This is a genomic window from Ningiella ruwaisensis (assembly GCF_004798935.1).
In the GTDB taxonomy this organism is placed as follows: domain Bacteria; phylum Pseudomonadota; class Gammaproteobacteria; order Enterobacterales; family Alteromonadaceae; genus Glaciecola; species Glaciecola ruwaisensis.
In genome coordinates, this window is the sequence record NZ_RAHT01000001.1 from 501,869 (window position 1) to 523,936 (window position 22,068).

Here is a 22,068-nt window from a genome sequence, read left to right on the forward strand (position 1 = left end):
TTTATGCTTCTGATACTCGCCTTTATTCGGTTAATTCTGTCTATTCATCGGTAGATAGAGGTCGCATATGGGGAAACAGGATCACATCTTTGATAGTGGGACTATCTGAAAACAACATGACGAGTCTGTCGATACCTATCCCTTCACCGGCTGTTGGTGCAAGTCCGTATTCTAAGGCACGAATATAGTCGTCATCAAAATGCATAGCTTCATCGTCTCCGGCATCCTTTTCTTCCACCTGCTTCTTAAAGCGAGAAGCTTGATCCTCTGGATCATTGAGCTCAGAAAACCCGTTAGCAAGTTCACGTCCACCTACAAAAAACTCAAAGCGGTCGGTAACAAAGGCATTTTTATCATTACGACGGGCTAGTGGCGACACTTCCCACGGATATTCGGTAATGAAGGTTGGCTGCTCAAGTTTTTCTTCTGCCGTTGCTTCAAAAATTTCACATAGATATTTTCCAGCACCCCAAATACCGTCTACTTCAGGCTCTTTTATGTGAAGCTTTTTCGCCATCGCTTTTAAACTATCGAGATGATTCTCAGGGTCTTTGATGGCCGCTTCATCGGCTTCTGGCCAATATTTTAAAATGGCATCGCCCATGCTCAAGCGTTCAAATGCTTGTCCAAAGTCGTAAACCGTTTCTTTAACGACTTCACCTTCCGCATTTTTTTCGGTATTGCGAATTTTGGTTGTGCCCAGCACATTTTGGGCGAGCTCGCGTAGCATCTCTTCAGTGAGATTCATCAGATCGTTATAATCTGCATAAGCCTGATAAAATTCCAGCATGGTAAATTCAGGATTGTGTCGAGTAGACAGGCCTTCATTTCTAAAATTCCGGTTAATTTCAAATACTCGCTCAAAGCCACCAACAACCAAACGTTTCAGGTAAAGCTCTGGCGCAATGCGCAAATACATATCGATATCCAAGGCATTATGATGCGTGACGAATGGTTTTGCAGTCGCACCACCTGGAATGACTTGTAGCATAGGGGTTTCAACTTCAATATAACGGCGCTCAGTTAAAAACCGTCTGATACCATTAACGATTTGGCTACGAATTTGAAAGGTTCGACGTGTGTCAGGACTGGTGATCAAATCGACATAGCGCTGGCGATATTTGGTCTCTTGATCGGCCAGGCCATGAAATTTTTCAGGTAGAGGACGAAGTGCTTTGGTGAGTAATACATACTCTTCCATATTGACGTACAAGTCACCCTTACCTGATTTATGCAACTGACCGCTTACACCAATAATGTCACCTATATCCAGGCTGCCATAAGTGGCCTTAATATCTTTTTGCACGCCTTTATCTGCATACGCTTGAATACGGCCAGTCATATCCTGAAGCAATAGAAACGGTCCACGTTTAGCCATTACTCGACCAGCAATGGTCATTTTACGAGGCGTTTCAGCAAGTGTTTCTTTATCAAAATCGCCAAATTCGTTTTGAATATCCTGAGCATAGTGCTCGCGGCGAAATTGATTGGGAAAACCATTGGAATCGCAGTTTTTACGAATGGCGTCTAACTTACCGCGACGCTCTGCAATCAATTTGTTTTCATCTTGCACTTGCTCTGTCATGAAAATTCCTGTGTAGTTAAATTAATATAAATGGTGTTGTTGTCTTGTGTTGTGTTGTCTTGTGTTGCCTTGTGCTACAGGCCTGACTTTAGACTCGCGATAATAAACTTGTTTAAGTCGCCATCAAGCACCGCTTGCGTGTTTCGGGTTTCAACACCTGTTCGCAGGTCTTTAATGCGCGAGTCATCAAGCACGTAAGAACGAATTTGGCTTCCCCAACCAATATCCGACTTGTTGTCTTCCATCGCTTGCTTTTCAGCATTTTGTTTTTGTAATTCCAGCTCATAAAGCTTTGCTTTAAGCTGCTTCATGGCTTGATCTTTATTCTTATGCTGTGAGCGGTCATTTTGACACTGCACTACCGTATTTGTCGGGACATGAGTAATTCGTACCGCCGAATCCGTTCGGTTTACGTGCTGACCACCTGCGCCAGATGCCCGGTAGGTATCTATACGCAAATCAGCCGGATTGATTTCAATATCGATGTCGTCGTTAACTTCAGGGTAAGCAAAGGCAGATGCAAAAGAGGTATGTCGCCGATTACCCGAATCAAAAGGAGATTTACGAACCAGCCGATGCACGCCTGTTTCTGTGCGTAACCACCCAAAAGCGTATTCGCCTGTAAACTTAATTGTTGCACTTTTAATCCCTGCAACGTCACCTTCAGAAACTTCAATTAATTCTGTTTTAAAGCCATTTTCTTCGCCCCAGCGCAAATACATGCGACAAAGCATATTTGCCCAGTCTTGCGCCTCTGTGCCGCCAGAACCAGACTGTAAATCAAGATAGCCATCATTGGCATCATTTGGCCCTGAAAACATGCGCCTGAATTCTAACTTTTCCAGTTCGTCTTGAAGGCTCTTTAGCTCTGAGCTCGCTTCATTGAAGGTTTCCTCATCTTCGGCTTCAACAGCCAATTCAATTAAACCTTCAACGTCCTCGGTGCCTTGCTCGAGTGTTTGTATAGTGTTTACAACTTGTTCAAGGGCGACTTTTTCCTTTCCTAGCTTTTGTGCATATTCTGGATCGTTCCAAACGCTGGCATCCTCAAGTTCACGACTCACCTCTTCAAGTCTTTCAACTTTCAGATCATAGTCAAAGATACCCCCTAAGCGACTCTGTGCGCTCACGAATATCTGCAATAGCGTTATTAATTGGATTGACTTCGAACATAAACCGCTTTTTTCACTCCTTTTTAAATGAGCCAGAAGTGTACCCAAAACAAGGCACTTTTGACAGTAGGCTTCGCATCTAATTAAGTGCAAATTGTTACAAATTGACGCCTATTCTCACAATTTAAAGATTGAGAAGCGTTTGTTTTTGCCATATCTTATAAGTCGCGCGTCAATGGTCTTTGCTTTTAGAGACCTTGATCAAAGTCTTTTTAAAAACAGTGAGGTTGATATGGCAGGACAAGGCTCAGGCGGAAACGTTATCGCGGCTATTTGTAATATTTTTATTCCTGGATTGGGCCAATTGGTTCAAGGCAGAGTGCTTGCGGCGATTGTATTTTTTATCATTGCTGCAGGTTGCTATGCGCTATCTGCAACGGTTATTTTAATTTTCTTATGGCCTGTTGGCGCTATTGCGCACATCTGGTCAATCATCGACGCTGCACGGTACAGACCTGTCGGACTCTAGCACAGATAAAGTTTTTGTAGAGTAAACGCATCAATTCAATCAAGCAAAAAGCCACTCACCCGTGGCTTTTTACTTTTTTTGCTTAATTGTTTACAAAAACAAAGTAGGCAAATATAACAAACGGAGCCTAAGCCTTCGTAAAATCGACCAATTGTTGACCTAGCTTATGCAATTTTTTCATCGTTGCTTCGTCAGACATTTCATGATTTTCGTCAACCAAGTCACCTACATTACTGATGGCCAACTGGTCGCCTAATACGTTTACACCAATATTACTTAAGAGAAGACGCACAGGCACAAGCACTCTTATTCCACCTAATCCACCAGGTGAAGCAGCTAATAATGCTGCGTATTTGCCTTTGAATGCTTCAAGGGGTTTTTCTCCCTCTTCTTTACGAGAAGCCCAATCAATCACATTTTTAAATAAGGCGCTGTAACCACTGTTATATTCGGGGCTTGAAATAAGAAAAGCATCGTGACTTTTGAGAAGTTCCTTTAAGGCTTTTGCTTTTTCAGGCATGCCCTGTTGCGCTTCCAGATCTTCTGTAAAAATTGGGATATCTGCGTATTCTGACATATCAATCACAGTGACGTCGGCACCTGCTTCTCTAGCGCCTTCTGCCGCCACTTTGACCGCCGCGAAATTATAAGAGTGCTTTCGTCCTGAGCCTGCAAAAGCGAGAATCTTTTTCATTGTTCATCCTTTTTAAATGTTTATTACGCGAATTTTTTACCCGAACAGTGCTATCTGAACAGTACTGTGCGACGGGTACTTAATGATAATACTGAGCGCATGTTACTGGTCTTTTGTTACGGACAAGGATGGCATTATGTTCAAAAGTAATTAAGCAGGCCAATTTGATGCTAAGAAATAGCGTTTTGCCGCATCGAAATCAGGCTGTAGAGCCAGCATCGACCGTTATCACCGTGCCAGTAATGGCATTCGCCTCTTCACTTAAGAGATACAAAACAGCACTTGCGGCATCATCTGGAGTGGCGAGACGCCCTAGCGGACTTCGTCGTTTGACACTTTCCAGTTTTTCGCCTTGCAAGGATTGCGTCATATCGGTCTGCATATAACCTGGTGCAACACAATTCACCGTCACACCTGCCTTGCCTACTTCTCTTGCCAGTGAAAAACTAAAGCCCTCTAGTGCAGCTTTACTGGCAGCATACACGCTTAATCCGTTAAAGCCCGTTTTGGCAATAATGGACGATATATTGATGATGCGTCCTTTTCTGTTAAGCAACATCGGCCTTAATAAGTATTTACTCAGTAATATAGGGGCCTGCACATTAACCGATAATAACTCATCAATCTGGCTATTGTGCATAGTAGCCAAAACACCATCAAACCCTAGGGCTGCATTGTTTATCAGCGCATAAGGTCGACCGTAGTCTTTTACCATTTTTGTGCAAAGCGCTTGAATATTGTTAAGCTTTAAAAGATCAGCGTTTAATATGTGTAAGCGTTTATCACTGGTTGAATATTCTTCTTCTAACTGAAGGAGTTCATCGCTTTTGCTTCGTGAAATTGCAAGCACATCATATTTTATCACCGTATGCTTGAGCAGTTGTTTGACGATGGCCAAACCCAAACCGCGACTTGCGCCCGTCACTACCACTAGTTTATTCATGATTAGTCTCACTGTTTTCAATCACACAAGGCTTGCCTGCTGTTTCATCAGCCGCTCGGTGGCGCATGATTTTGCCTGAATCGTTAGCATCAATCGCGCTTACAAAGTGGATGATACGGGGGATTTTGTGGCGGGCTAAATTATTTTGACTCAAAGTCAGTAAAGATTGCTTTGCCTCAGAAGTTGATACTTCAAGGGGTTGTTTTAAAACAATATCAGCAGCGACAAGCTGTCCAAGCACACTATTTGCTTTGCCATATACCTTTGCCTGTTGCACCAAAGGTGATGCCAACAGCACGTGTTCAACCTCTTCAGGAGAGACTTTCGCACCACCTACGTTGATCAAACCGCTTGCACGCCCTAAAAATATCACCCTGTTTTTTATATGCGAAACCAAGTCTCCGGTGTCGTAGTAGCCATTTTCATCAATGAGAGGAGCAAGCGCTTTGTCCAGCGCGATGTTAGGCTTGATACGCAGGTGATTTTGCGCGTCAATTTTTAAAAAATGACCATTTACGCCCTCACTTAACCATTTATCAGGAAAGCCTGCTTGTTTATCGCTCACTGCAAAACCAACGCCTAGTTCTGTCGAAGCATAAATGTGCATTAGTTTGGCTTCTGGACAGCGATGGCTTAGCGCTCTGAGTATGGCGTGGTCAGCTATTTCTCCGCCTAAAGTGATGTGCTGAAGTTCAAGCGACTCGCTCGATTTCTGCATTAACAGTTGACGCCAGAACGAAGGCGTACAGGATATAGCATTGACCTTGTGTAATAACATGCGATTAGCACGCGTTTCAAAATCACCCTCACTGCAGTCAAGTAAGCTTGCCCCAGACAGCATGCTCTGTAACACGACCTGCAAACCAGCAAACCGGGAAGGCTCGTAGCAAAGCGCCCATCTCAAGTCTGTTAACTGGGGCTTAAGCTTAATCGCTTTGGTCAGGCTATCTGTGTTATGTCCAATCCACTTTGCTTTTCCGCTCGTGCCAGAAGTAGCAAGATAAAACTGTGTATCAAGCGAAACTTTCGAGGTGGATTGCTGATTTAAACCTTCATTTTGCATCGCTTGACGAGATTTCAGTGTTTGAGTGTCTGCGCGCTCTGGAATAAAAAGCTGAGCATACTCAGGCAAATTGTAGGTCTCGTGAACAAGATTATTCTCCTGCTTCGGGTGCCCAGCAGCTATTGATTTGTTAGAGCGCGTCTTATCTGACAAGCCATTTTTAGGTAGTAGATATATCGCAGCGCAATGGCCTTCAAAGGCAAAAAGCGCGCTGACGAAGTCAGATAGTCTCCTAGCACTTATTGCAATACATTGATTATACAAATGAGGATAGGACGCTCTTAGGTGCAAAGCGCGCTTATGTAAATCGCTGTAGCTGAAATGCACCTGCGTATGAGAACAACTTGATACATCAATGATGGCGCAAGAGGCATGATTTTTAATTTTCGACAGGTCAGATAACCAGCGCATACTAATCGCGTTGACTTAAAGATTGACGATAAACAGCGACAAACTCACCGAAGGTACGAGGATATACGGCCATTTCCATCTCGCTAAAAGGATCGATAGCTAAATCTTCTTCCAGTTGTGCGACCAACATAGCAAATCCGAGTGAATCTAGTCCTGATTGCAATAACACGGTGTGCTCATCGATATTATCTACAAGTGTGCAATCGGCCATTTCAGCCACTTCAAGCAAAGTCTTTCTGATAATTGATTCTATATCCACGGTTTTTCTCATCATTCTTTATTTATTAAGCGAAGCGTATTAACTCTGACGCCTTAGCTATTTGTTTAGGCAAACGAGCAAGTATTGCTGTTCTATTTGTACGCCACTCGTCTGTATCATAAACAAAACGTTTTACTTGCGGTCTTTGAGAATCATCCTCAAGGGTTTTGTAACCAAAGAGTTTATGCATTTTCAAAACAGATTGATTGAAATCAAGCACTTCGGCATACAGTTGAGCGACCTTCGCTTGCGTACTTGCATAGTCAAGCGCAGCGACTTCCAGAAGTAAACCTGAACCAGGCCATGCATCCTGCTCGCCAATGTAACAGCCCCATTCAAGCGCAGCGCGAATAGGCTCATGAGTTTTAGAATTTGATTCTTGTATCGGACAAGGCTTAAAATTCAGCACGCCGATGGGTCTTTCGTTTTGCAAAAACACGAAAAACTCTTGAGCTTTTTCCTTGTCTCTCTTTTGGCTTGCTTGTAAATCTTCAAACCATTTCAGGTGCGTATTCCATTCAATAGGCGCCGTGTTATGCATATTTTTGCGAATGTCATCTTGGTTGCGCCACTGCCAAACCTGTTTTACATATTTTGAGCTGAGCTTGACAAACTGAGCGCTTGGATAGGCCCTTTTCTGTGGTCGTTCTCGCTTTTTTTCTTGCGTTTTATCTACTTGAGTAGGCTCGGGTTTAGCATACATATGCTTAAATGTACTCCCACTTCATCGCGCAGCCTTTTTTCAAGGCCCGTTTTGACGGTTTACCCAGTATCATGTCTAAGTATTTTGGCGCCAAGCCATGCCCAGGTCGAATACTTCGCACATTTTCTGAGGTAAAAAGTTCGCCTTTTTCGATATCTTTTGCTACGTAAAGCGATCGTCTATATTTGCGCGATGCCTGTTCTTTAGCTGTTCCACCATAGGTCACCTTGCCAAGCGCAAGCGAAGCACGTCTGCATTCTTTAACTAAGGCAGAAAACTCTTGAGGCTCAAGTGAAAACTCTGCATCAACACCGCCTTCACTTCTATCGAGCACAAAGTGCTTTTCAATCACGCTTGCGCCTAATACAACGCTTGCAACGGCAACGCCAATTCCAGCGGTATGATCTGACAACCCAACCTGACAGTCGAACAATTCAGCTAAATGAGGAATGGTAGCCAAATTCGCATCTACAGGGTCTGCCGGATAATGACTCGTGCATTTAAGCAGTACTAAGTCTTTGCATCCATTTGATTTAAGCACTTCAACAGATTCCGCCAGTTCAGCCTGAGTTGCCATACCGGTTGAAAGTATGACTGGCTTATTGGTTTGGGCAACGCGTTTTAATAATCCATGGTCGCTGTTTTCAAATGACGCAATCTTGTAACAAGGGACGTTTAAGCTTTCAAGAAAGTCGACGGCGGCAATGTCAAAAGGACTGCTAAAAGCAAGCATGCCGTGAGACGCAGCTCGCTCAAAAATTGCCTCATGCCATTCATAGGGCGTCATAGCTTGCTGATATAGCTCGTAAAGCGTTCTACCTTCCCACAAGCTCCCTTTATCATTAATGACAAATTCTGCCTGGCTTACATTTAAGGTCATGCTGTCAGCCGTGTAAGTTTGAATTTTGATAGCGTCTGCACCGCACTCAGCAGCTGCATCTACCATTGCAAGCGCTTTTTCTAGCGACTGATCATGATTACCCGACAGCTCGGCAATGATAAAAGGCGATGCTTTGAAGACAGGCATAGATTCCTCATAGTAGTGTTAACACTGTGTCGCAAACCAAGGGAGTCCCCGCTTGCTTTGGCACAATTTCGCTTGCTTTTTTTCGCATTGATTCAAGTAAGTCAGGTGACGACAAAAATTTGTCGATACAGGAAGCTAGCATAGTCGCGCTGATGCTATTATTTATTCCATCACTTGCATCGGCCACATATTGACATACACCAAGTGAGTCCAGATATCGCGTGGTCTCCACTTGATTTTCAGCTACCGTAACGATTAAAGCTGGAAGCGAACAAATACATCGCTCCCAGTGACTACTGCCACCTGCACCTATCATTAACGAAGCCTTATGCATAAGCCTTGCCATTTCTTTAGTTTGAATATGCAAAGTAAATCCTGGATAAAGACTTATTGCTGATTTTAGTTGCTGAAGGGAGGGATGATTTGCGCCTATCACAATATCAGCGCTTTTCACGTATTTCGAATTTGCCATAGCCTCTATGCAAAGCGCGCTAAGATTATGGATATCATTGCCGCCGAAGTTTACCAAAAGGTGACCTTCTTCTTGCTGTAAACTGTCTATTGTTTTTGATTGGTAAAATTCCTCTCTTAACAGCGCATATTGTGGACCAAGTAAGGTCTGACAGGCGTTTGGGATGAGATTCTGATAACGGGTTGAGGCATTTGGTAACAGGTTTTGATCGAGCAATATATCGCAGTCATGCTCTCGATTTGCCAAATCGTCTATCACGAGGATGCGTTTGCAAATGGCGCGCATTGAGCGACAGAAGGTTTTTGCCAAATGATAATGATCCACAATCAACAAATCAAAGCGCTGCTTTCCAAGTAATTGAATGCATCGTTGCGCCTCCCGCTCTTCACTCATCTGTGAAGCAACTATAAGCTTATCGGAATAACTTTTATCAGAGGCTATTGCAGGCGCTGCTTGCTCGTCAGATGATATTACGCAACGCTTGTGACCTTGTTCATCAACGAGCGCATGCAAGTCACCTTTTTGTTTATAAGAAAGAAAGGTGCATTGAGCTCCTCGCTTATTAAGCGCATTAGCCAGCGCCAAGCAGCGCATAAGATGACCGGCGCCAATTTCAAGTGAAGCATCCACACGACACAAGATGTTCAAGGAAGGCTCATTTTTCATGGTTGCTGTAATAAACGATACAAACGCTCAGCATGTTCCCAATCGTCTGGCGTGTCGATATCTTGCACTCTGTGAGGAGGCAATATCAACATTTCGCTCTTTTCAGAAAAGACGGCGTTTTGTTGAAGCCAAGCATCGGTTTTACCAAAATAAAACTGTCCGGCATCATGGAAACACTCAGGCAAATCTTGAGAGCGCTTTTTAATACTTTGAGGATCAAAAGCCTGTACGCCACCGTTCTCAGATTTAAGCAAGGCTCGTTGAATTGGGAAAGAAAAGCGTGCCGCGCTAAATACATAGTCAAGACCTTGATTGCTCTGAAGCATTTCCCAGGCCTTTTGAAGCGCATCCGGAGTAAGTAACGGCGTAGTGGCGTAAATACAGCAACAATAGTCTATGCGATTAAGTGAAGTACCAGACTTATCAGTTTGCTCTTTCACGAGATTGGACAGTTCGTATCGCATTACGGCGCTGGTGCCGGTGTGGTCATCCGAAAGTTTTGCAGGCCTTAATGGTAATAAACTGGCCCCGTATCGCTTTGCGACCTCTCCCACCTCTTCGTCGTCGCTAGAGACATAGACTTTTGAAAAAACGCCGCTTTCAAGTGCTGCTTCAATAGGATAAGCAATGATGGCCTTTCCTTGGAAAGGCCGAATATTCTTGCGGGGGATACGCTTACTTCCGCCTCGTGCGGGAATAATGGCAATATTCAAACGTTCAACGCCAAGTATTTGCTTTAACTGCTTTTTAAACGCTAATGCAACAGCTAAGCATCTGATTTCACATCAAATAAGCATAACAGCAAATAAATGGGATGCAAGGATAAGTCTTGCGCCTGATTTACATCTGCTCCAGTACGTCTATACCAAGCATGGACAAGCCTTGCTTTAAGGTTTTGGCGCTTAGGGCAGCCAAACCTAAACGGCTGTCTCTGAGCGACGCATCCACATCTGTTTTTAATATCGGGCTCGCTTCGTAAAACTTCATAAATAAGCTGGCGAGTTCATACAAATAGGTGCACAGTAAATGTGGTGCTGCTTCATTAGAAACAGCAAGCAGAGCATCTTCAAACTGCAGCAGCTTTATCGCCAAGGCACGTTCGCTTTCATTATCAGAATGGTTGGCAACAGTTACCGGCGCTGTAAAATTGTCCATCTCAATATCCGCTTTTCTAAAAATACTGCGAATACGAGTGTAGGCGTATTGTAAGTAAGGCGCGGTATTGCCCTCAAAACTTAACATGCTATCCCAGTCAAAGATGTAATCGGTGGTTCGATTTTTACTCAGATCAGCATATTTGACTGCGCCAATCCCTACGGTTTGAGCAATTTCTTGTAATTCATCATCCGACTTATCACCTGCGCGCTGCGCGATAAGCTTAGCCGCGCGCTCAATTGCCTCATCCAGTAAATCAGCAAGTTTGATAGTTGTGCCACTGCGTGTTTTGAAAGGCTTACCATCTTTTCCTAGCATCATCCCAAAAGGGCAATGTTGATAGTGATGGGATGCAGGCATGTAGTTCGCTTTTCGCGCAACCAGTTCAGTCTGTTTAAAGTGAAGCGCTTGCCTTGCATCAGTAAATATCATGGTGCGATCGGCGCTCAATTTACCACAACGATAGCGAATAGCAGCAAGGTCAGTGGTGGCATACAAATACCCACCACCTGACTTTTGAATAATATAAACCGCCGGATTACCGTTTTTGTCGGCAAGTTCCGGTAAAAACACGACAACAGCACCTTGATCGCGTACAGCAACTTCTCGCTCTAACAAATCCTTTACCAAAACGGGCAAGTCGGGATTGTAAGCACTTTCGCCCATGATATCTTCACGGCTTAGAGAAACGCCAAGCTTTGTATAAACCTCTTCACTATGTGATATGGAGATATCAATAAACTGCTCCCATAGCGCCAAGCATTGCTCGTCCCCGCTTTGTAACTTAACGACATATTCTCGCGCTCTGTCGGCAAAGCCTTCTTCGTTATCAAATCTGACTTTTGCTTCACGATAAAAATCTTCAAGGTCACTTAATGCGGTACTTGCTTGAGACTGCTCTAGCTTGTCACTTAAATGCGCCAAAAGCATGCCAAACTGCGTTCCCCAATCTCCCATGTGATTCTGCCGTATTACATCGGCGCCTAAAAACTCAAGCACTTTGACTACCGCATCGCCTATGATTGTGCTTCGCAAATGTCCAACATGCATTTCTTTTGCAAGGTTAGGAGAAGAATAATCCACCACAACTTTTTGTTTTGTTTGCTTTGAAACATTCAAACGCGCATTGCCATTAGCCGCTTCAATTTGTTGAGCAATCCAATTGCTATCCAAGTGGATATTGATAAAACCGGGACCTGCTATTTCGCAGTGATGGGCAATATCGTCAAGTGAGACATGCTCTAAAATCTCTTGCGCGATTTCACGTGGATTTTTTTTAAGCTGTTTTGATAAAGCCATGGCGCCATTGAATTGATATTCGCCAAATTCAGGTCGTGTACTTTTACTTAAGGGCACAGGTAGTGTTTTTGCGTCGATGTTTGCACCCGCCTCATTATGCGCCAAAATAAGCTTTTCAATGGCCTGCTTAAACCGGTCTACCAATATTGCTTGAATTAACATGCAGCTTCCCTTGTTCCTAATTTGTGTCGCGTTTGTCTCGTTATTGCCAGCGAGTAATCTATATCGTCAAAAGTTCGCGTGTGCTTGCAATCATCTACTTTATTGCTCACGCGTTGAAGCAAAGGTGATATCAGGGTAGCGCTCTTGCGCTAATGATAAATTAACCATAGTGGGTGCGATGTAAGTGAGATTATCTGCCCCGTCTACCGCAAGATTACTTTCAGCTTTTCGTCTAAATTCATCGACCTTGCGCTCATCACCATAAACCCAGCGCGCTGTCGCCACGTTAACATGTTCATACATGGCATCAACGTTGTATTCGGCTTTGAGACGTGCCACAACAACATCAAATTGCAGAACACCAACCGCGCCTACGATCAAATCATTGTTGATAAGCGGCCTAAACACCTGCACTGCGCCCTCTTCAGATAGCTGAATAAGACCTTTTAAAAGTTGTTTTTGCTTAAGCGGATCCCTAAGACGAATGCGTTTAAAAAGCTCTGGTGCAAAATTTGGAATACCAGTAAAGCGATAATCGTCACCCGTTGTGAAGGTGTCGCCTATGCGCATCGAACCATGGTTGTGTAATCCGATAATATCACCCGCGTAAGCTTCCTCCAGTAACGCACGGTCACCGGCCAAAAAGGTCAAAGCGTCAGAAACCCTGACATCTTTACCAATGCGGGTATGACGCATTTTCATGCCTTTTTCGTATTTCCCTGAAACAATGCGGCAAAAGGCGATACGATCGCGGTGTTTAGGGTCCATATTGGCCTGAATTTTAAATACAAACCCTGAAAATTTGTCCGATTCGGAAGGAATAAATTCTTCGTCACTGGTCATTCTGCCCTGCGGTTTAGGTGCCCAGTCCACCAAACCATCGAGCATGTGGTCAACGCCAAAATTACCTAATGCGGTCCCAAAAAAGACGGGCGTAAGCTCACCGTTTAAGAACGCTTCGAGTTCAAAGTCATGACTGGCCCCCTGCACCAATTCCAGCATATCCCGAAGTTCTTCAGCATATGAACCAATGGCTGTATCAAGCTCTGGATTATCAATGCCTTTTATAACACGTTTTTCTTGAATGGTATGGCCTTGGCCGCTTTTATATAAGATAGTTTCGTCGCGCAGTAAATGATAAACGCCCTTAAATTCTTTTCCCATGCCAATTGGCCAGGTAATAGGCGCACATTTTATTTTGAGAATATCTTCTACTTCGTCCAGCAGCTCAATTGGGTCGCGCGTGTCCCTGTCTAGCTTGTTCATGAAGGTAATAATGGGCGTATCTCGAAGACGAGTGACTTCCATCAATTTGATGGTTCTATCTTCTACCCCCTTTGCAGCATCAATAACCATCAGGCAAGAATCTACAGCTGTAAGGGTACGGTAGGTATCTTCTGAAAAGTCTTCGTGCCCGGGCGTGTCTAATAAGTTGACTAAATGATCGCGATACGGAAACTGCATCACCGAGGTAGTCACAGAGATACCCCGCTCTTTTTCCATTTCCATCCAGTCGGATTTTGCGTGCTGACCTGATTTTTTGCCTTTTACTGTGCCCGCCACCTGTAGCGCATTACCAAACAGCAATACCTTTTCAGTAATCGTTGTTTTACCTGCATCAGGGTGCGAGATGATAGCAAAGGTCCTTCGCTTATTGATTTCATTGAGAAAATCTTGGTTTGCCATGTATAAATTCTTTTAGTTTGTACACGGATTTGTACACACTTTTGGAAGTACTCTCTTTTCAGTTCTTCGCTTGTCAAATCCGTCGTGTTAATCGTAATTGGCCGCTATTTTCGCTGATCTTGACTTTATAAACAATCAATGGTTATCTAATCGGTTACCATTTGCTCTCAGCGTGTGCCAATGCTCAGTTGTAGCTGTTTGCAATCGTTGCTTCTTCAGCTCATGAACAACTGTGGCTAAACCACAAATTCCTTCGCTACCAGAAATCGATGATAGCTTGTCGTACTACACCGATGATGGTGCCGTTGCCGTTGATCGGTATTGCAGGGTATTGCGGGTTCAAAGGTTTTAGATACTTCTGTTCACCATCAATAACCAACTGCTTAAAGGTTGCTTCTTTCGAATCATCCAAACGCGCAACAACCAATGAACCTGAAGAGTAAGGTAACTCAGGATCAACAACGATCACTGCCCCCTCAGGTATGGATTTTTTTCCGCTTGGATTTTCCATACTGTCGCCTTTTACGCGAAGTGCGAAACAACCCTCATGTGCTTTCCCAGTGACTTCACGCCACTCCTCAGCATCTTCATGGGCAAATCCCTCCGCTATTTCAGTCCAATCACCGGCCTGAACCCAGTTAATGAGAGGAATTCTTCCCTTAATATCAGGCCCGACTTCTACATTACCGACCCCCAAGCCAATCTCGCCATCACCTGTGGCGAGCCAATGAGCATTCACGCGAAGCGCCTCCGCGATCTGCATGGTGTAACGAGACCTAGCCGATTTACCAGAGCAAATCTGGCTGATCGACTGCTGTTTGATACCAATGCGACGAGCCAACTCAGACTGAGTTACCCCAGTAAGCTGCAAGGCATGGTTTAGTCGTTCGGATAAAGTTTTCATAAGCCCGCATTCTACAAATAAAACTGTAGTCTTTCAACAATTTTAACTGTTGACTTATCTACAGTTTAAACTGTAACATTCAATCTTGTAACAGTTATTATTGTAACAGGAGACGGTATGGAAGTGTTCAAAACGACACAAAAACATCTCCGCCGTGCCATTGACTTGGTCGGCGGGCAATCAGCATTAGCAAGAGCCATCAACTCAAAACAGCAAAACGTCTGGTTTTGGTTGAATAAATCAGGGCGTGTTCCCGCTGAATTCGTTTTACCCATCGAACAAGCTACGCAAGGACAGGTAACCCGATCTCAGTTAAGACCGGACATCTATCCCGAATGCCCAAGCGAGCTGAAAGCCAGTAACCAGTAGGATTAAGGGCAAATAATGGTCAGCATTTTACGTAAACACAAAAGCGAGTTCCTCCATGCGTGATTATGGCAAGGTCTATACCCGCTTTTGGCTAAAGCAAAATGTTTTGTCCTGGAGTGACTCAGCGAAGTTGCTAGGACTGTATTTGCTTACATGCCCACATTGTAATTTGCTTGGCTGCTTTCGACTGCCGATTGGTTACGTTGCTTCTGACTTGAACTGGGATGAGCAACAGGTTGCCAAGACGTTAAGTGAGTTAGAACAAGATCAGTTCCTTATTCGTTGCGAGGCATCTGGTTGGACTTTGATTCGAAGCTTTCTGAAGCACAACCCAATCGAAAACCCAAACCAAGGTAAGGCAGCCTTTCGGTTGCTTAAAGATGTACCTGCCGACTTCATTGGTATGGCATCGCTTTTGAAATCTCTTGCCGCTTTTCAAGCTCGGCTACCAGAAGAATTTTCATCATTGTTTATGCCTGATGGCAACCCGGTAAGGGACTCTCAACGGTCGGATGACTCTGAGAGAAGCAATAAACCAACAGTTAAAACTGTTGACCACATACAGTTTGAAGACTTCTGGGATGTACAAATACGCAAAGAAAAAAAAGCGAAAGCCAAAGAAGAATGGCTACGCATGGGCCTCAATGAAGACCATGAACTCGCCTTGGAAGTGCTAACACGCTGGAAAGAGCAACGAGACAACCGATTACAGTATCAAGATCGGACTAAGACCCCTATGCCACATAACTGGCTTTTAAACCGGCAATGGGAAGACGAGTACGTTCGCATTGATGAAGTACAGCAATCATCGACGAGCCTAAAGGGCAGCAATCACCAATTGAATATTGAAGAAAGCAATCGCCGCATTGCTGAAAGCTGGGCCGGACCAGGTATTCGGGAGGTTCGTTCAAGTGCAGGAGGTTGATAAACGCGAGTTTGCTGAAGTTTGGGGAGCAGCTTGGGCCATGTATGGCAAAAGCGTATCACCACAATTGCTATCCATCGCATTTGAAGCCCTTCGTGCTTATAGCATTGAAGAAGTGCGAATCGGTCTGACTCGGCATATTCAATCACCGGATACTGGGCAATTTTTTCCAAAGCCCGCTGACGTCATCAAGCATATCGACGGCAACTCAGGTTCAAGAGCCATGGTTGCTTGGAACAAAGTTGACAAGGCTGTTCGTCAGGTTGGCGCTTGGACATCCGTGATGTTTGACGATGCGCTTATCCACCGCGTGATTTCAGACATGGGTGGATGGGTTGAACTCTGCAAGGTTGATGACAGGGAATACCCCTTTAAGCAAAAAGAGTTTTTAGCACGCTACCAGGCTTACTTGCTACGGGACGAAGTGGGTGAATACCCAAGGCTATTACAGGGTATTGCAGACCATCAGAACCAGCAAAAAGGATTTGATATGCAAGCGCCTGTTGCCGTAGGCAACTGGTCAAAAGCGGCACAAGTTTATACGAGAGGCATCGCCGACTTTAGCGCAGTGCCATTAAAAAGAATAAGCCCGAAAGCCATTCAGGCGCTTCTCGGAAATCAATTAGAGGACAAAAATGAAAACGATTAAAGCAAAAACCATTGCCCTAGTGATAGCCATGTCCGCAAGCACTTCAGTCTATGCGTTTCCGGGCTATCAGTGGGAAAAAGCAGCACAAAGCGTTGGTATTGATCCAGTCATGCTCTACGCCGTTGCCTTGGCTGAGTCGGCCTCACATCGTGGTCTCAACATGACCAGTCCATGGCCATACGCAATTCGCAATGGTTCAAACGCAACCTACGCCAAATCTAAGACAGAAGCAGAGCAACTGTTAAACCAGGCACTGCAAGAGACTGAAAAATATCAGCTCGATATTGGCCTTATGCAAATCAATTTGCATTGGCATGGGCATCGGGTGAGCTCAGCAGCGGAACTGCTAGACCCCATCACCAACCTTACGGTCGGCTCAAGTATTTTGGCCGAAGCAATCAAGTCTTCACCAAATGATTTAGAGCTTGGCATAGGCCGCTATCACAGTTGGAACGAAGAGCGTGCACGCTGGTATGGGCAAAGAGTGCTTTCTATCTATCGCAATATTTTACATGAACTGGAGGTCCGTCAATGACAACCAATCAACAAGACTTCTATCAATTAAATTTGGCGTACCTACACACAGCACGAGAATTGGCGCGAATTGATCCGCAAGAGGCCGTCTTGCGCTTTGGACTTACACGCGACGTGGTTGATGCTCTGATTAATGCTGGTGTTGACGACCTGCAACGAGTGGCGACCTCATCATTCATGCTGTTTCAACCAAGGGGTAACCAAAGCCAACTGATTGAGATGGTGAAGAGCAAAGGCACAGGTATCCCAAGAATCGCTTATTTATTATCAACCCTAAACAACAAGGGGGATGCATGATTGATAACCTGTCCAAAAGTGAGCTATTTACCCGAGCCTCGCTGCTTATTAAATACGGATTTCGAACAACCATTATCGCGCTCGATACAGGTTTGCCAATCCACATTATCAGAAGGCTGCACAAAGAAGTGACTGGCAAGTCACCTTGTCCTGGTCAATTGCCAGAATCTGATGCCATCGTTAAAAGTAGAAGAGCCTTGGTTGAAGGCTCCCTGCTGATGGCGCTTTATGTCAATATTGGTGGTGACAATGTCTACAAGCAATTAAATATTGATGCTTTGATGAAGGCTTACGATGCGTACTTGGTTGCAAGAAAAGAAGCAGATCTTCCAGCTGAGATCCCCTGGAAAAAACTGACCATCAATGAAGGTTGGGTTCTAGCTCGTGATTTAAGATCACAGCTTGCATCCTTACACCGGTGTCGATGCGGTAGTCTGTATTTGACGGTATCTCAACAGCGCATTCAGCTTAAATGCCCTGTGTGCGAGATTATGGCCGAGCAAACCACTAGAGCACTTTTTGAGAACTAACATGCTGATGCATGATTTGATTGTGCACCTCCCGTGCACTTTGAGAGTACTAAGAAGATGACAAACTTACTTAAATCTTTACCAGCACGCTGCTGGTTTATATCACTGGGGCTTTTTCTGGCGACTTTGACTGCGGCTCATTTTTTTCCATCAGAAATATTAACGGCATCTGCCAAGTTAGCGGCTCTGCCATTTCTGTTCTGCACCGTCGTTTTTTTCAGCTACTTGGGATTCAAAGCAACTGCTAGTCCTATCGGCCTTATAACCATCACCACTATGTTTTTAGCAATCGCATATTGGCAAGCGAGTTGGGCAATTTTATGTGTCGGTTTAGCTTTCTTAGGCTTAAGCGGACTAATCCATTTATTTCAAAGACAACTGAAAGATACCGGTCGAGAACTAAGCCTGAGCGAAAAAAAATATTGGTACTGGGTAAACGAATTTGCAGACGGTCGCTCATCAATCCTCCCCAAAAGGCCAAAAAAATAGCCAGCCAACCACAAGCTGGCTACCTTCTATTTTCAGTTCCTTCCTGATGCCTGGTTATAAGCCCTAATATCGATCAAGTTGTTCTGAGCATAATCTCCCGCAAGGGATGCATTTGAGATCACCGCTATCTGCTTATCCACAAATGCTTTATCTTCTTCAGACACACTGTCAGGGATGTAAGCGCCACTCTCATCTTTTTGACGATACTCATTTAGCATTTGCTCCCTTAGGCCAAGCATTTCAGGCGACCAACTCGATGAGTCTTCAGAGTTGAATACGCGCCCCGCCAAACCTTCATTGAAAGCTTGAGCGAACACTTGGCTTTGAATCGGGGTCAATCCCATTCTCTGCCCTTCGCTGTATGCTTCCTTTTTAAAATCATCAGCATACTGCTCTAGGAACTCACCATATCGATTGTTAACTGCCGCACCGAATGCCCCCGCCAACATGGCTTCAGACTTAGTGCCCCAGTTTACTTCGGAAGCATACTGCGAACTCGATCCACTGTATGCATCATTAAACGCCGTCAATGGGTTTTCCAAAGAGGTTCCTGCATCAACGGCGGCTTTTAAGCCATCCCAGGTTGATTTGCTGGCCACCGTAGCGTTGTGCAAGAAACCTCGTGAGCCAGGATCTTCAAGCGCTTGTTCTTTGTAACTCTCATAGTCTTCGCCAAAGTGATTCAAGGTATGCAGTGCTGCATCAGTATGCTTGCCACTGAAATCACCAATAGCACTGGCGCTGTTGAAGAACATTTCAGCACCAGAGACTCCGCTATCATCAGCCATAATGCGAGATCGCCACTGAGAGCCAGCTTCACTGTTTAGTCCAGATTGATAGGTACTTGTGTCAGAAGCTACGGCCTGCTGGGCTTGTTGCTGATGCGCATTCAGTTGTCCATCAACACCAGACAAATTAGTTTGGTAAGCTGATTGAGCTGCGTTGAACTGAGTTTGAACAGTTGCAGCATCCTCGTAGCCGCCCAATACACCCGATTCCACTTGGCTTTGAGTGCCACCAAAAGTAGGTGCAGCTGATGACAAGCCTTCATTAGAGCGCGGTTGAATTGATCGTAAATCGGCTCCGGTAGCCATGGCCATAACCGTCATTGCTGCTTGATAATCATTGTCTCGTTCAGCGGGCGTCGATGAGTTGCTATAGGTTAAAGACTCCATAGCTGCGGCCACATACGCCTGATTATCATCAGGTAGCAAGCGCTGATACATTGGAAGGTTTTCACGTAATCGGTTACCTGCTTCAACATGCTGGTTCATATAGCGACCTAAATAATCCATGACTTCAGGATTATCCGCTGCTAATCGAGTTAACGTCGCACCATCCGTGTTCCTTTGTCCTGATAGACTGTAGCTGGCCTGATCAAGCTCACTAAAGCGGTTTGATGCCGTGATAACGTCTTGTGCTGAACTCTGAAGTGACTGATAGTCTTGGTTAGACAACGACATTTCAACGCCAGAACGTCTTGAATCTGAAAGGTCCTTAACCATGGCATCGCGAAACTCAGCACGTCGTGAATCACTCGATGCCAAGCTTTGCATCTCCCCAGTGAGCGTATTTGCGGTCGTGGATCGAGAACTGCCTTCTGACGACTCAACTTGGCCACTAAAGTTTCCACCTAAATCCAAGCCTGCTCGTAACCGTGATATTTTTGGCACTCTTGAGGATTCGGGCTTATCGACTCCAGGCAAGTTACCTTGTCGGGAGTCATTCCCCCCTGTACCAAGTAATCTTCCCAAGAACCCTTTATCTGCTACTTCTTTATCATCGGTATTTGTAATGGTTCCATCTCCACCGACCCTTAGGCCTCCCGATAACACGCCAGATACCAAGCCACGTACAGCGTCTTTTTTATCGTCTCCGAAACCATACCGTGTTTGCAGGTCATCAGTGACCTGATTAACAACGGCGCTAGATGAGGAATTAGAAGAACCGATCTGACGTCCAACCGAAGAAAGGTTGTCGTAACTTAGCTTTTCACCAAAGGTTCGACTCATGGTATTGCCAACCTGACGGCTAAAGGCTTGAGTTGCCTGAGTCATGGATTCTTTTGTAGAGCCGACCATTGAACCCACTGCGTTTCCAACAGAGAAACTGCTTAGTAGGTTTGACGCGCCGGTCATAGCAGAACCAGTGAGGGCTGAATTTTGGAACATTGACTGTGATTGCATTACCGGGGCATTTTTCGCGACATCTGGACTTGCCATCTTTTCATCAATGGCATCACCGTTTTGAAGACGCCCAGCCAAGTGGGTAGCGGTTATTGCTGAGCCATAAACGAGCATGAGCGAAATAGCCGGAACACTCGACGCCAACATGCCGCCAGTAGCTATCCAGGTTTGCAGCACTGAATCCATCTGCATCATCCCAGCAAAAGATGGCACTTCTGTACCTGCAAAGGCATCAAGAGCCGACATTTTCACAGCAACAGTTAAATGGATATATAGGTTAATGATGGCCATGACAGGCATCCAAAGTTGAATCCAAAGCAGGATTAACAAGTACTTCCCGGCCATTCGCATCCCGATTTGGCCAAGGGCTATCACAAAGGCCATCAAAGGGGTGATGGCGTAAATGAATCCCTCAAAAAACGTCATCATCGGACGAACGATACTTTGGAACAGGGTCTGCTCCGCCGCCCATTGCGTATTGCGCTGCTCAATCGCTTGGTTAACCATCACGGCTGCGGTGAAAGCTTGATCATCCATATACTTACCCGTCACGCTTTGCTCATAAATAGGCAAAAGCACCGACGAGGTCATGTACTCTTGGGTGTTAACCGAGGCCAAACCAAGATTATTCAGTGCATTTCGGATCACGTCATCAGTATCCGTTGCTGACGAAGTCCCCAATGAGGCTGACAAAACCTGTTTAAGCCTTGGAATGAAGGTTGATTCTGTCATGAGTTTCAGTTGGCTATAGGCATCGGTGCAGTCCAGATCGCTACTGCTACCACTGAGCATGATGCGTGTGCCATATATGCGCGAATCAAACCTAATCGCAGTCATCGGGTTAGGATCACTCAGCACCTGATCTAGGTTCTTTTGGTCGATGTCGATGCCAATCAAGGTGCATTCTTTGATGTAGTTAAACCACGATTGCTCGATATCTGAGCCACCGACACGATTTGCATCACCCAACCCAGAGCGATCCATCACCTGTTTTCTCACTTTAATCAGTGACTGTAAACTGGATGCAAAGCCGTATTCCGTCATGGCGGGAGTTGAGAACGCCGTTTCAAACAATCGCGTGATTTGAAAGCCAACAGTCGAAATCGTACTGCCTGCGGCAGCAACACCGATGGGCACATTATCAACCACTCGAACTTGTCCCGTGTACGCATCCTCAATGCTCACTCGGGTACTGGGCCCAAACATGGTTGCAAAGACTAGCCATGAGACTAAAACATGTTGAAAGTTAATCCCACGACCACCTTGCATTAAGGCCTGAACAGAGACCATCAATACCCCAATGAGCAAGCCAATGCGAACCATTGAAGTAAAATCGCCTGTACCAGTGATCATCGCGACAGCGTTCAGGACCTGCTCTAAAAAAGCCGAATCCCCGATGGAATAGATTTCCCACATGAC

General features: G+C 45.0%; 22 protein-coding genes. 8 read left to right on the forward strand and 14 right to left on the reverse strand.

From position 1 onward, the window contains the following. Positions 1-40: 40 nt before the first annotated feature. Together lysS and prfB are read right to left on the reverse strand one after the other, a co-directional pair. Positions 41-1,585, reverse strand: a complete 1,545-nt coding sequence (gene lysS, locus D6V41_RS02110; protein ID WP_136249826.1) for a lysine--tRNA ligase — start codon at positions 1,583-1,585, stop codon at positions 41-43. A 74-nt stretch (positions 1,586-1,659) separates the two neighbouring features. Next, positions 1,660-2,758 (reverse strand): peptide chain release factor 2 gene (prfB, locus tag D6V41_RS02115; RefSeq protein WP_136249827.1). Its coding sequence is split into 2 segments (ribosomal slippage): positions 1,660-2,682 and positions 2,684-2,758, totalling 1,098 coding nucleotides; the frame shifts between segments, so codons are not numbered across the junction. Between the two features lie 231 nt (positions 2,759-2,989). Between prfB and D6V41_RS02120 the strand changes: the two genes are divergently transcribed. Continuing rightward, entirely contained in the window at positions 2,990-3,226 is a 237-nt protein-coding gene (locus D6V41_RS02120) for a hypothetical protein (protein ID WP_136250075.1), read from the forward strand. Between the two features lie 127 nt (positions 3,227-3,353). On the opposite strand, the gene D6V41_RS02125 is transcribed toward D6V41_RS02120, so the two are convergent. The 11 genes from D6V41_RS02125 to D6V41_RS02175 form a co-directional block, all read right to left on the reverse strand. Further along, positions 3,354-3,920 (reverse strand): NADPH-dependent FMN reductase, encoded by a 567-nt coding sequence (locus tag D6V41_RS02125; protein WP_136249828.1) that lies wholly within the window; start codon positions 3,918-3,920, stop codon positions 3,354-3,356. Positions 3,921-4,119: 199 nt separating this feature from the next. Next, a complete protein-coding gene (locus D6V41_RS02130) occupies positions 4,120-4,863 on the reverse strand; it encodes an SDR family NAD(P)-dependent oxidoreductase (RefSeq protein ID WP_136249829.1) in 744 nt (247 codons plus the stop codon). Further along, positions 4,856-6,337 (reverse strand): AMP-binding protein, encoded by a 1,482-nt coding sequence (locus D6V41_RS02135; protein ID WP_136249830.1) that lies wholly within the window; start codon positions 6,335-6,337, stop codon positions 4,856-4,858. Before D6V41_RS02135 ends, D6V41_RS02130 begins: the two co-directional genes overlap by 8 nt. Position 6,338: 1 nt before the next feature. Further along, positions 6,339-6,596, reverse strand: a complete 258-nt coding sequence (locus D6V41_RS02140) for a phosphopantetheine-binding protein (RefSeq protein ID WP_136249831.1) — start codon at positions 6,594-6,596, stop codon at positions 6,339-6,341. Positions 6,597-6,621: 25 nt separating this feature from the next. Next, positions 6,622-7,299, reverse strand: a complete 678-nt coding sequence (gene pseH, locus D6V41_RS02145; RefSeq protein ID WP_136249832.1) for a UDP-4-amino-4,6-dideoxy-N-acetyl-beta-L-altrosamine N-acetyltransferase — start codon at positions 7,297-7,299, stop codon at positions 6,622-6,624. A 4-nt stretch (positions 7,300-7,303) separates the two neighbouring features. Next, entirely contained in the window at positions 7,304-8,326 is a 1,023-nt protein-coding gene (gene pseI, locus D6V41_RS02150; RefSeq protein ID WP_136249833.1) for a pseudaminic acid synthase, read from the reverse strand. A 7-nt stretch (positions 8,327-8,333) separates the two neighbouring features. Next, the gene (gene pseG, locus D6V41_RS02155; RefSeq protein WP_168710935.1) at positions 8,334-9,446 is read right to left on the reverse strand and encodes a UDP-2,4-diacetamido-2,4,6-trideoxy-beta-L-altropyranose hydrolase; all 1,113 of its coding nucleotides are present in this window, start codon (positions 9,444-9,446) and stop codon (positions 8,334-8,336) included. Positions 9,447-9,460: 14 nt separating this feature from the next. Further along, entirely contained in the window at positions 9,461-10,177 is a 717-nt protein-coding gene (pseF, locus tag D6V41_RS02160) for a pseudaminic acid cytidylyltransferase (RefSeq protein ID WP_136249835.1), read from the reverse strand. Positions 10,178-10,304: 127 nt separating this feature from the next. Then, positions 10,305-12,080 carry an arginine--tRNA ligase gene (gene argS / locus D6V41_RS02165; protein WP_136249836.1) on the reverse strand — a complete coding sequence of 592 codons (1,776 nt, stop codon included), beginning with the start codon at positions 12,078-12,080 and terminating at the stop codon, positions 10,305-10,307. 99 nt (positions 12,081-12,179) lie between these two features. After that, entirely contained in the window at positions 12,180-13,766 is a 1,587-nt protein-coding gene (gene prfC, locus D6V41_RS02170) for a peptide chain release factor 3 (protein WP_136249837.1), read from the reverse strand. 256 nt (positions 13,767-14,022) lie between these two features. Beyond that, positions 14,023-14,670, reverse strand: coding sequence for a LexA family protein (locus D6V41_RS02175; protein ID WP_136249838.1), 648 nt, complete (start codon positions 14,668-14,670; stop codon positions 14,023-14,025). 123 nt (positions 14,671-14,793) lie between these two features. Here D6V41_RS02175 and D6V41_RS02180 point away from each other — a divergent pair, with 123 nt between their 5' ends. From D6V41_RS02180 to eexR, 7 genes are read left to right on the forward strand one after another with little or no spacing between them, the layout of a single operon-like run. Beyond that, positions 14,794-15,039: a helix-turn-helix domain-containing protein gene (locus tag D6V41_RS02180; protein WP_425440828.1), complete on the forward strand. Its 246-nt coding sequence runs from the start codon at positions 14,794-14,796 to the stop codon at positions 15,037-15,039. Between the two features lie 55 nt (positions 15,040-15,094). Further along, positions 15,095-15,964, forward strand: coding sequence for a hypothetical protein (locus tag D6V41_RS02185; protein ID WP_008843243.1), 870 nt, complete (start codon positions 15,095-15,097; stop codon positions 15,962-15,964). Then, the gene (locus D6V41_RS02190; protein ID WP_136249839.1) at positions 15,951-16,613 is read left to right on the forward strand and encodes a DUF6475 domain-containing protein; all 663 of its coding nucleotides are present in this window, start codon (positions 15,951-15,953) and stop codon (positions 16,611-16,613) included. Before D6V41_RS02185 ends, D6V41_RS02190 begins: the two co-directional genes overlap by 14 nt. Continuing rightward, positions 16,600-17,148 (forward strand): lytic transglycosylase domain-containing protein, encoded by a 549-nt coding sequence (locus tag D6V41_RS02195; protein ID WP_008843242.1) that lies wholly within the window; start codon positions 16,600-16,602, stop codon positions 17,146-17,148. The genes D6V41_RS02190 and D6V41_RS02195 overlap by 14 nt, the downstream gene beginning before the upstream one ends. Further along, positions 17,145-17,444 (forward strand): flagellar transcriptional regulator FlhD, encoded by a 300-nt coding sequence (locus tag D6V41_RS02200; RefSeq protein WP_136249840.1) that lies wholly within the window; start codon positions 17,145-17,147, stop codon positions 17,442-17,444. The genes D6V41_RS02195 and D6V41_RS02200 overlap by 4 nt, the downstream gene beginning before the upstream one ends. Next, positions 17,441-17,974 (forward strand): FlhC family transcriptional regulator, encoded by a 534-nt coding sequence (locus D6V41_RS02205; protein ID WP_000566755.1) that lies wholly within the window; start codon positions 17,441-17,443, stop codon positions 17,972-17,974. The genes D6V41_RS02200 and D6V41_RS02205 overlap by 4 nt, the downstream gene beginning before the upstream one ends. A gap of 57 nt (positions 17,975-18,031) precedes the next feature. Continuing rightward, a complete protein-coding gene (gene eexR, locus D6V41_RS02210) occupies positions 18,032-18,463 on the forward strand; it encodes an entry exclusion protein EexR (RefSeq protein ID WP_136249841.1) in 432 nt (143 codons plus the stop codon). Between the two features lie 32 nt (positions 18,464-18,495). Here the strand turns inward: eexR and D6V41_RS02215 are convergent, their stop codons facing one another. Then, positions 18,496-22,065, reverse strand: coding sequence for a conjugal transfer protein TraG N-terminal domain-containing protein (locus tag D6V41_RS02215; protein ID WP_136249842.1), 3,570 nt, complete (start codon positions 22,063-22,065; stop codon positions 18,496-18,498). Positions 22,066-22,068 lie beyond the last annotated feature (3 nt).

Excerpts from the sequence above, each read along its gene's own strand:
- lysS (WP_136249826.1), bottom strand. The coding sequence starts at position 1,585 with ATGACAGAGCAAGTGCAAGATGAAAACAAATTGATTGCAGAGCGTCGC.
- D6V41_RS02120 (WP_136250075.1), top strand. The coding sequence starts at position 2,990 with ATGGCAGGACAAGGCTCAGGCGGAAACGTTATCGCGGCTATTTGTAAT.
- D6V41_RS02125 (WP_136249828.1), bottom strand. The coding sequence starts at position 3,920 with ATGAAAAAGATTCTCGCTTTTGCAGGCTCAGGACGAAAGCACTCTTAT.
- D6V41_RS02130 (WP_136249829.1), bottom strand. The coding sequence starts at position 4,863 with ATGAATAAACTAGTGGTAGTGACGGGCGCAAGTCGCGGTTTGGGTTTG.
- D6V41_RS02135 (WP_136249830.1), bottom strand. The coding sequence starts at position 6,337 with ATGCGCTGGTTATCTGACCTGTCGAAAATTAAAAATCATGCCTCTTGC.
- pseH (WP_136249832.1), bottom strand. The coding sequence starts at position 7,299 with ATGTATGCTAAACCCGAGCCTACTCAAGTAGATAAAACGCAAGAAAAA.
- pseI (WP_136249833.1), bottom strand. The coding sequence starts at position 8,326 with ATGCCTGTCTTCAAAGCATCGCCTTTTATCATTGCCGAGCTGTCGGGT.
- argS (WP_136249836.1), bottom strand. The coding sequence starts at position 12,080 with ATGTTAATTCAAGCAATATTGGTAGACCGGTTTAAGCAGGCCATTGAA.
- prfC (WP_136249837.1), bottom strand. The coding sequence starts at position 13,766 with ATGGCAAACCAAGATTTTCTCAATGAAATCAATAAGCGAAGGACCTTT.
- D6V41_RS02175 (WP_136249838.1), bottom strand. The coding sequence starts at position 14,670 with ATGAAAACTTTATCCGAACGACTAAACCATGCCTTGCAGCTTACTGGG.
- D6V41_RS02185 (WP_008843243.1), top strand. The coding sequence starts at position 15,095 with ATGCGTGATTATGGCAAGGTCTATACCCGCTTTTGGCTAAAGCAAAAT.
- D6V41_RS02195 (WP_008843242.1), top strand. The coding sequence starts at position 16,600 with ATGAAAACGATTAAAGCAAAAACCATTGCCCTAGTGATAGCCATGTCC.
- D6V41_RS02200 (WP_136249840.1), top strand. The coding sequence starts at position 17,145 with ATGACAACCAATCAACAAGACTTCTATCAATTAAATTTGGCGTACCTA.
- D6V41_RS02205 (WP_000566755.1), top strand. The coding sequence starts at position 17,441 with ATGATTGATAACCTGTCCAAAAGTGAGCTATTTACCCGAGCCTCGCTG.
- eexR (WP_136249841.1), top strand. The coding sequence starts at position 18,032 with ATGACAAACTTACTTAAATCTTTACCAGCACGCTGCTGGTTTATATCA.
- D6V41_RS02215 (WP_136249842.1), bottom strand. The coding sequence starts at position 22,065 with ATGTGGGAAATCTATTCCATCGGGGATTCGGCTTTTTTAGAGCAGGTC.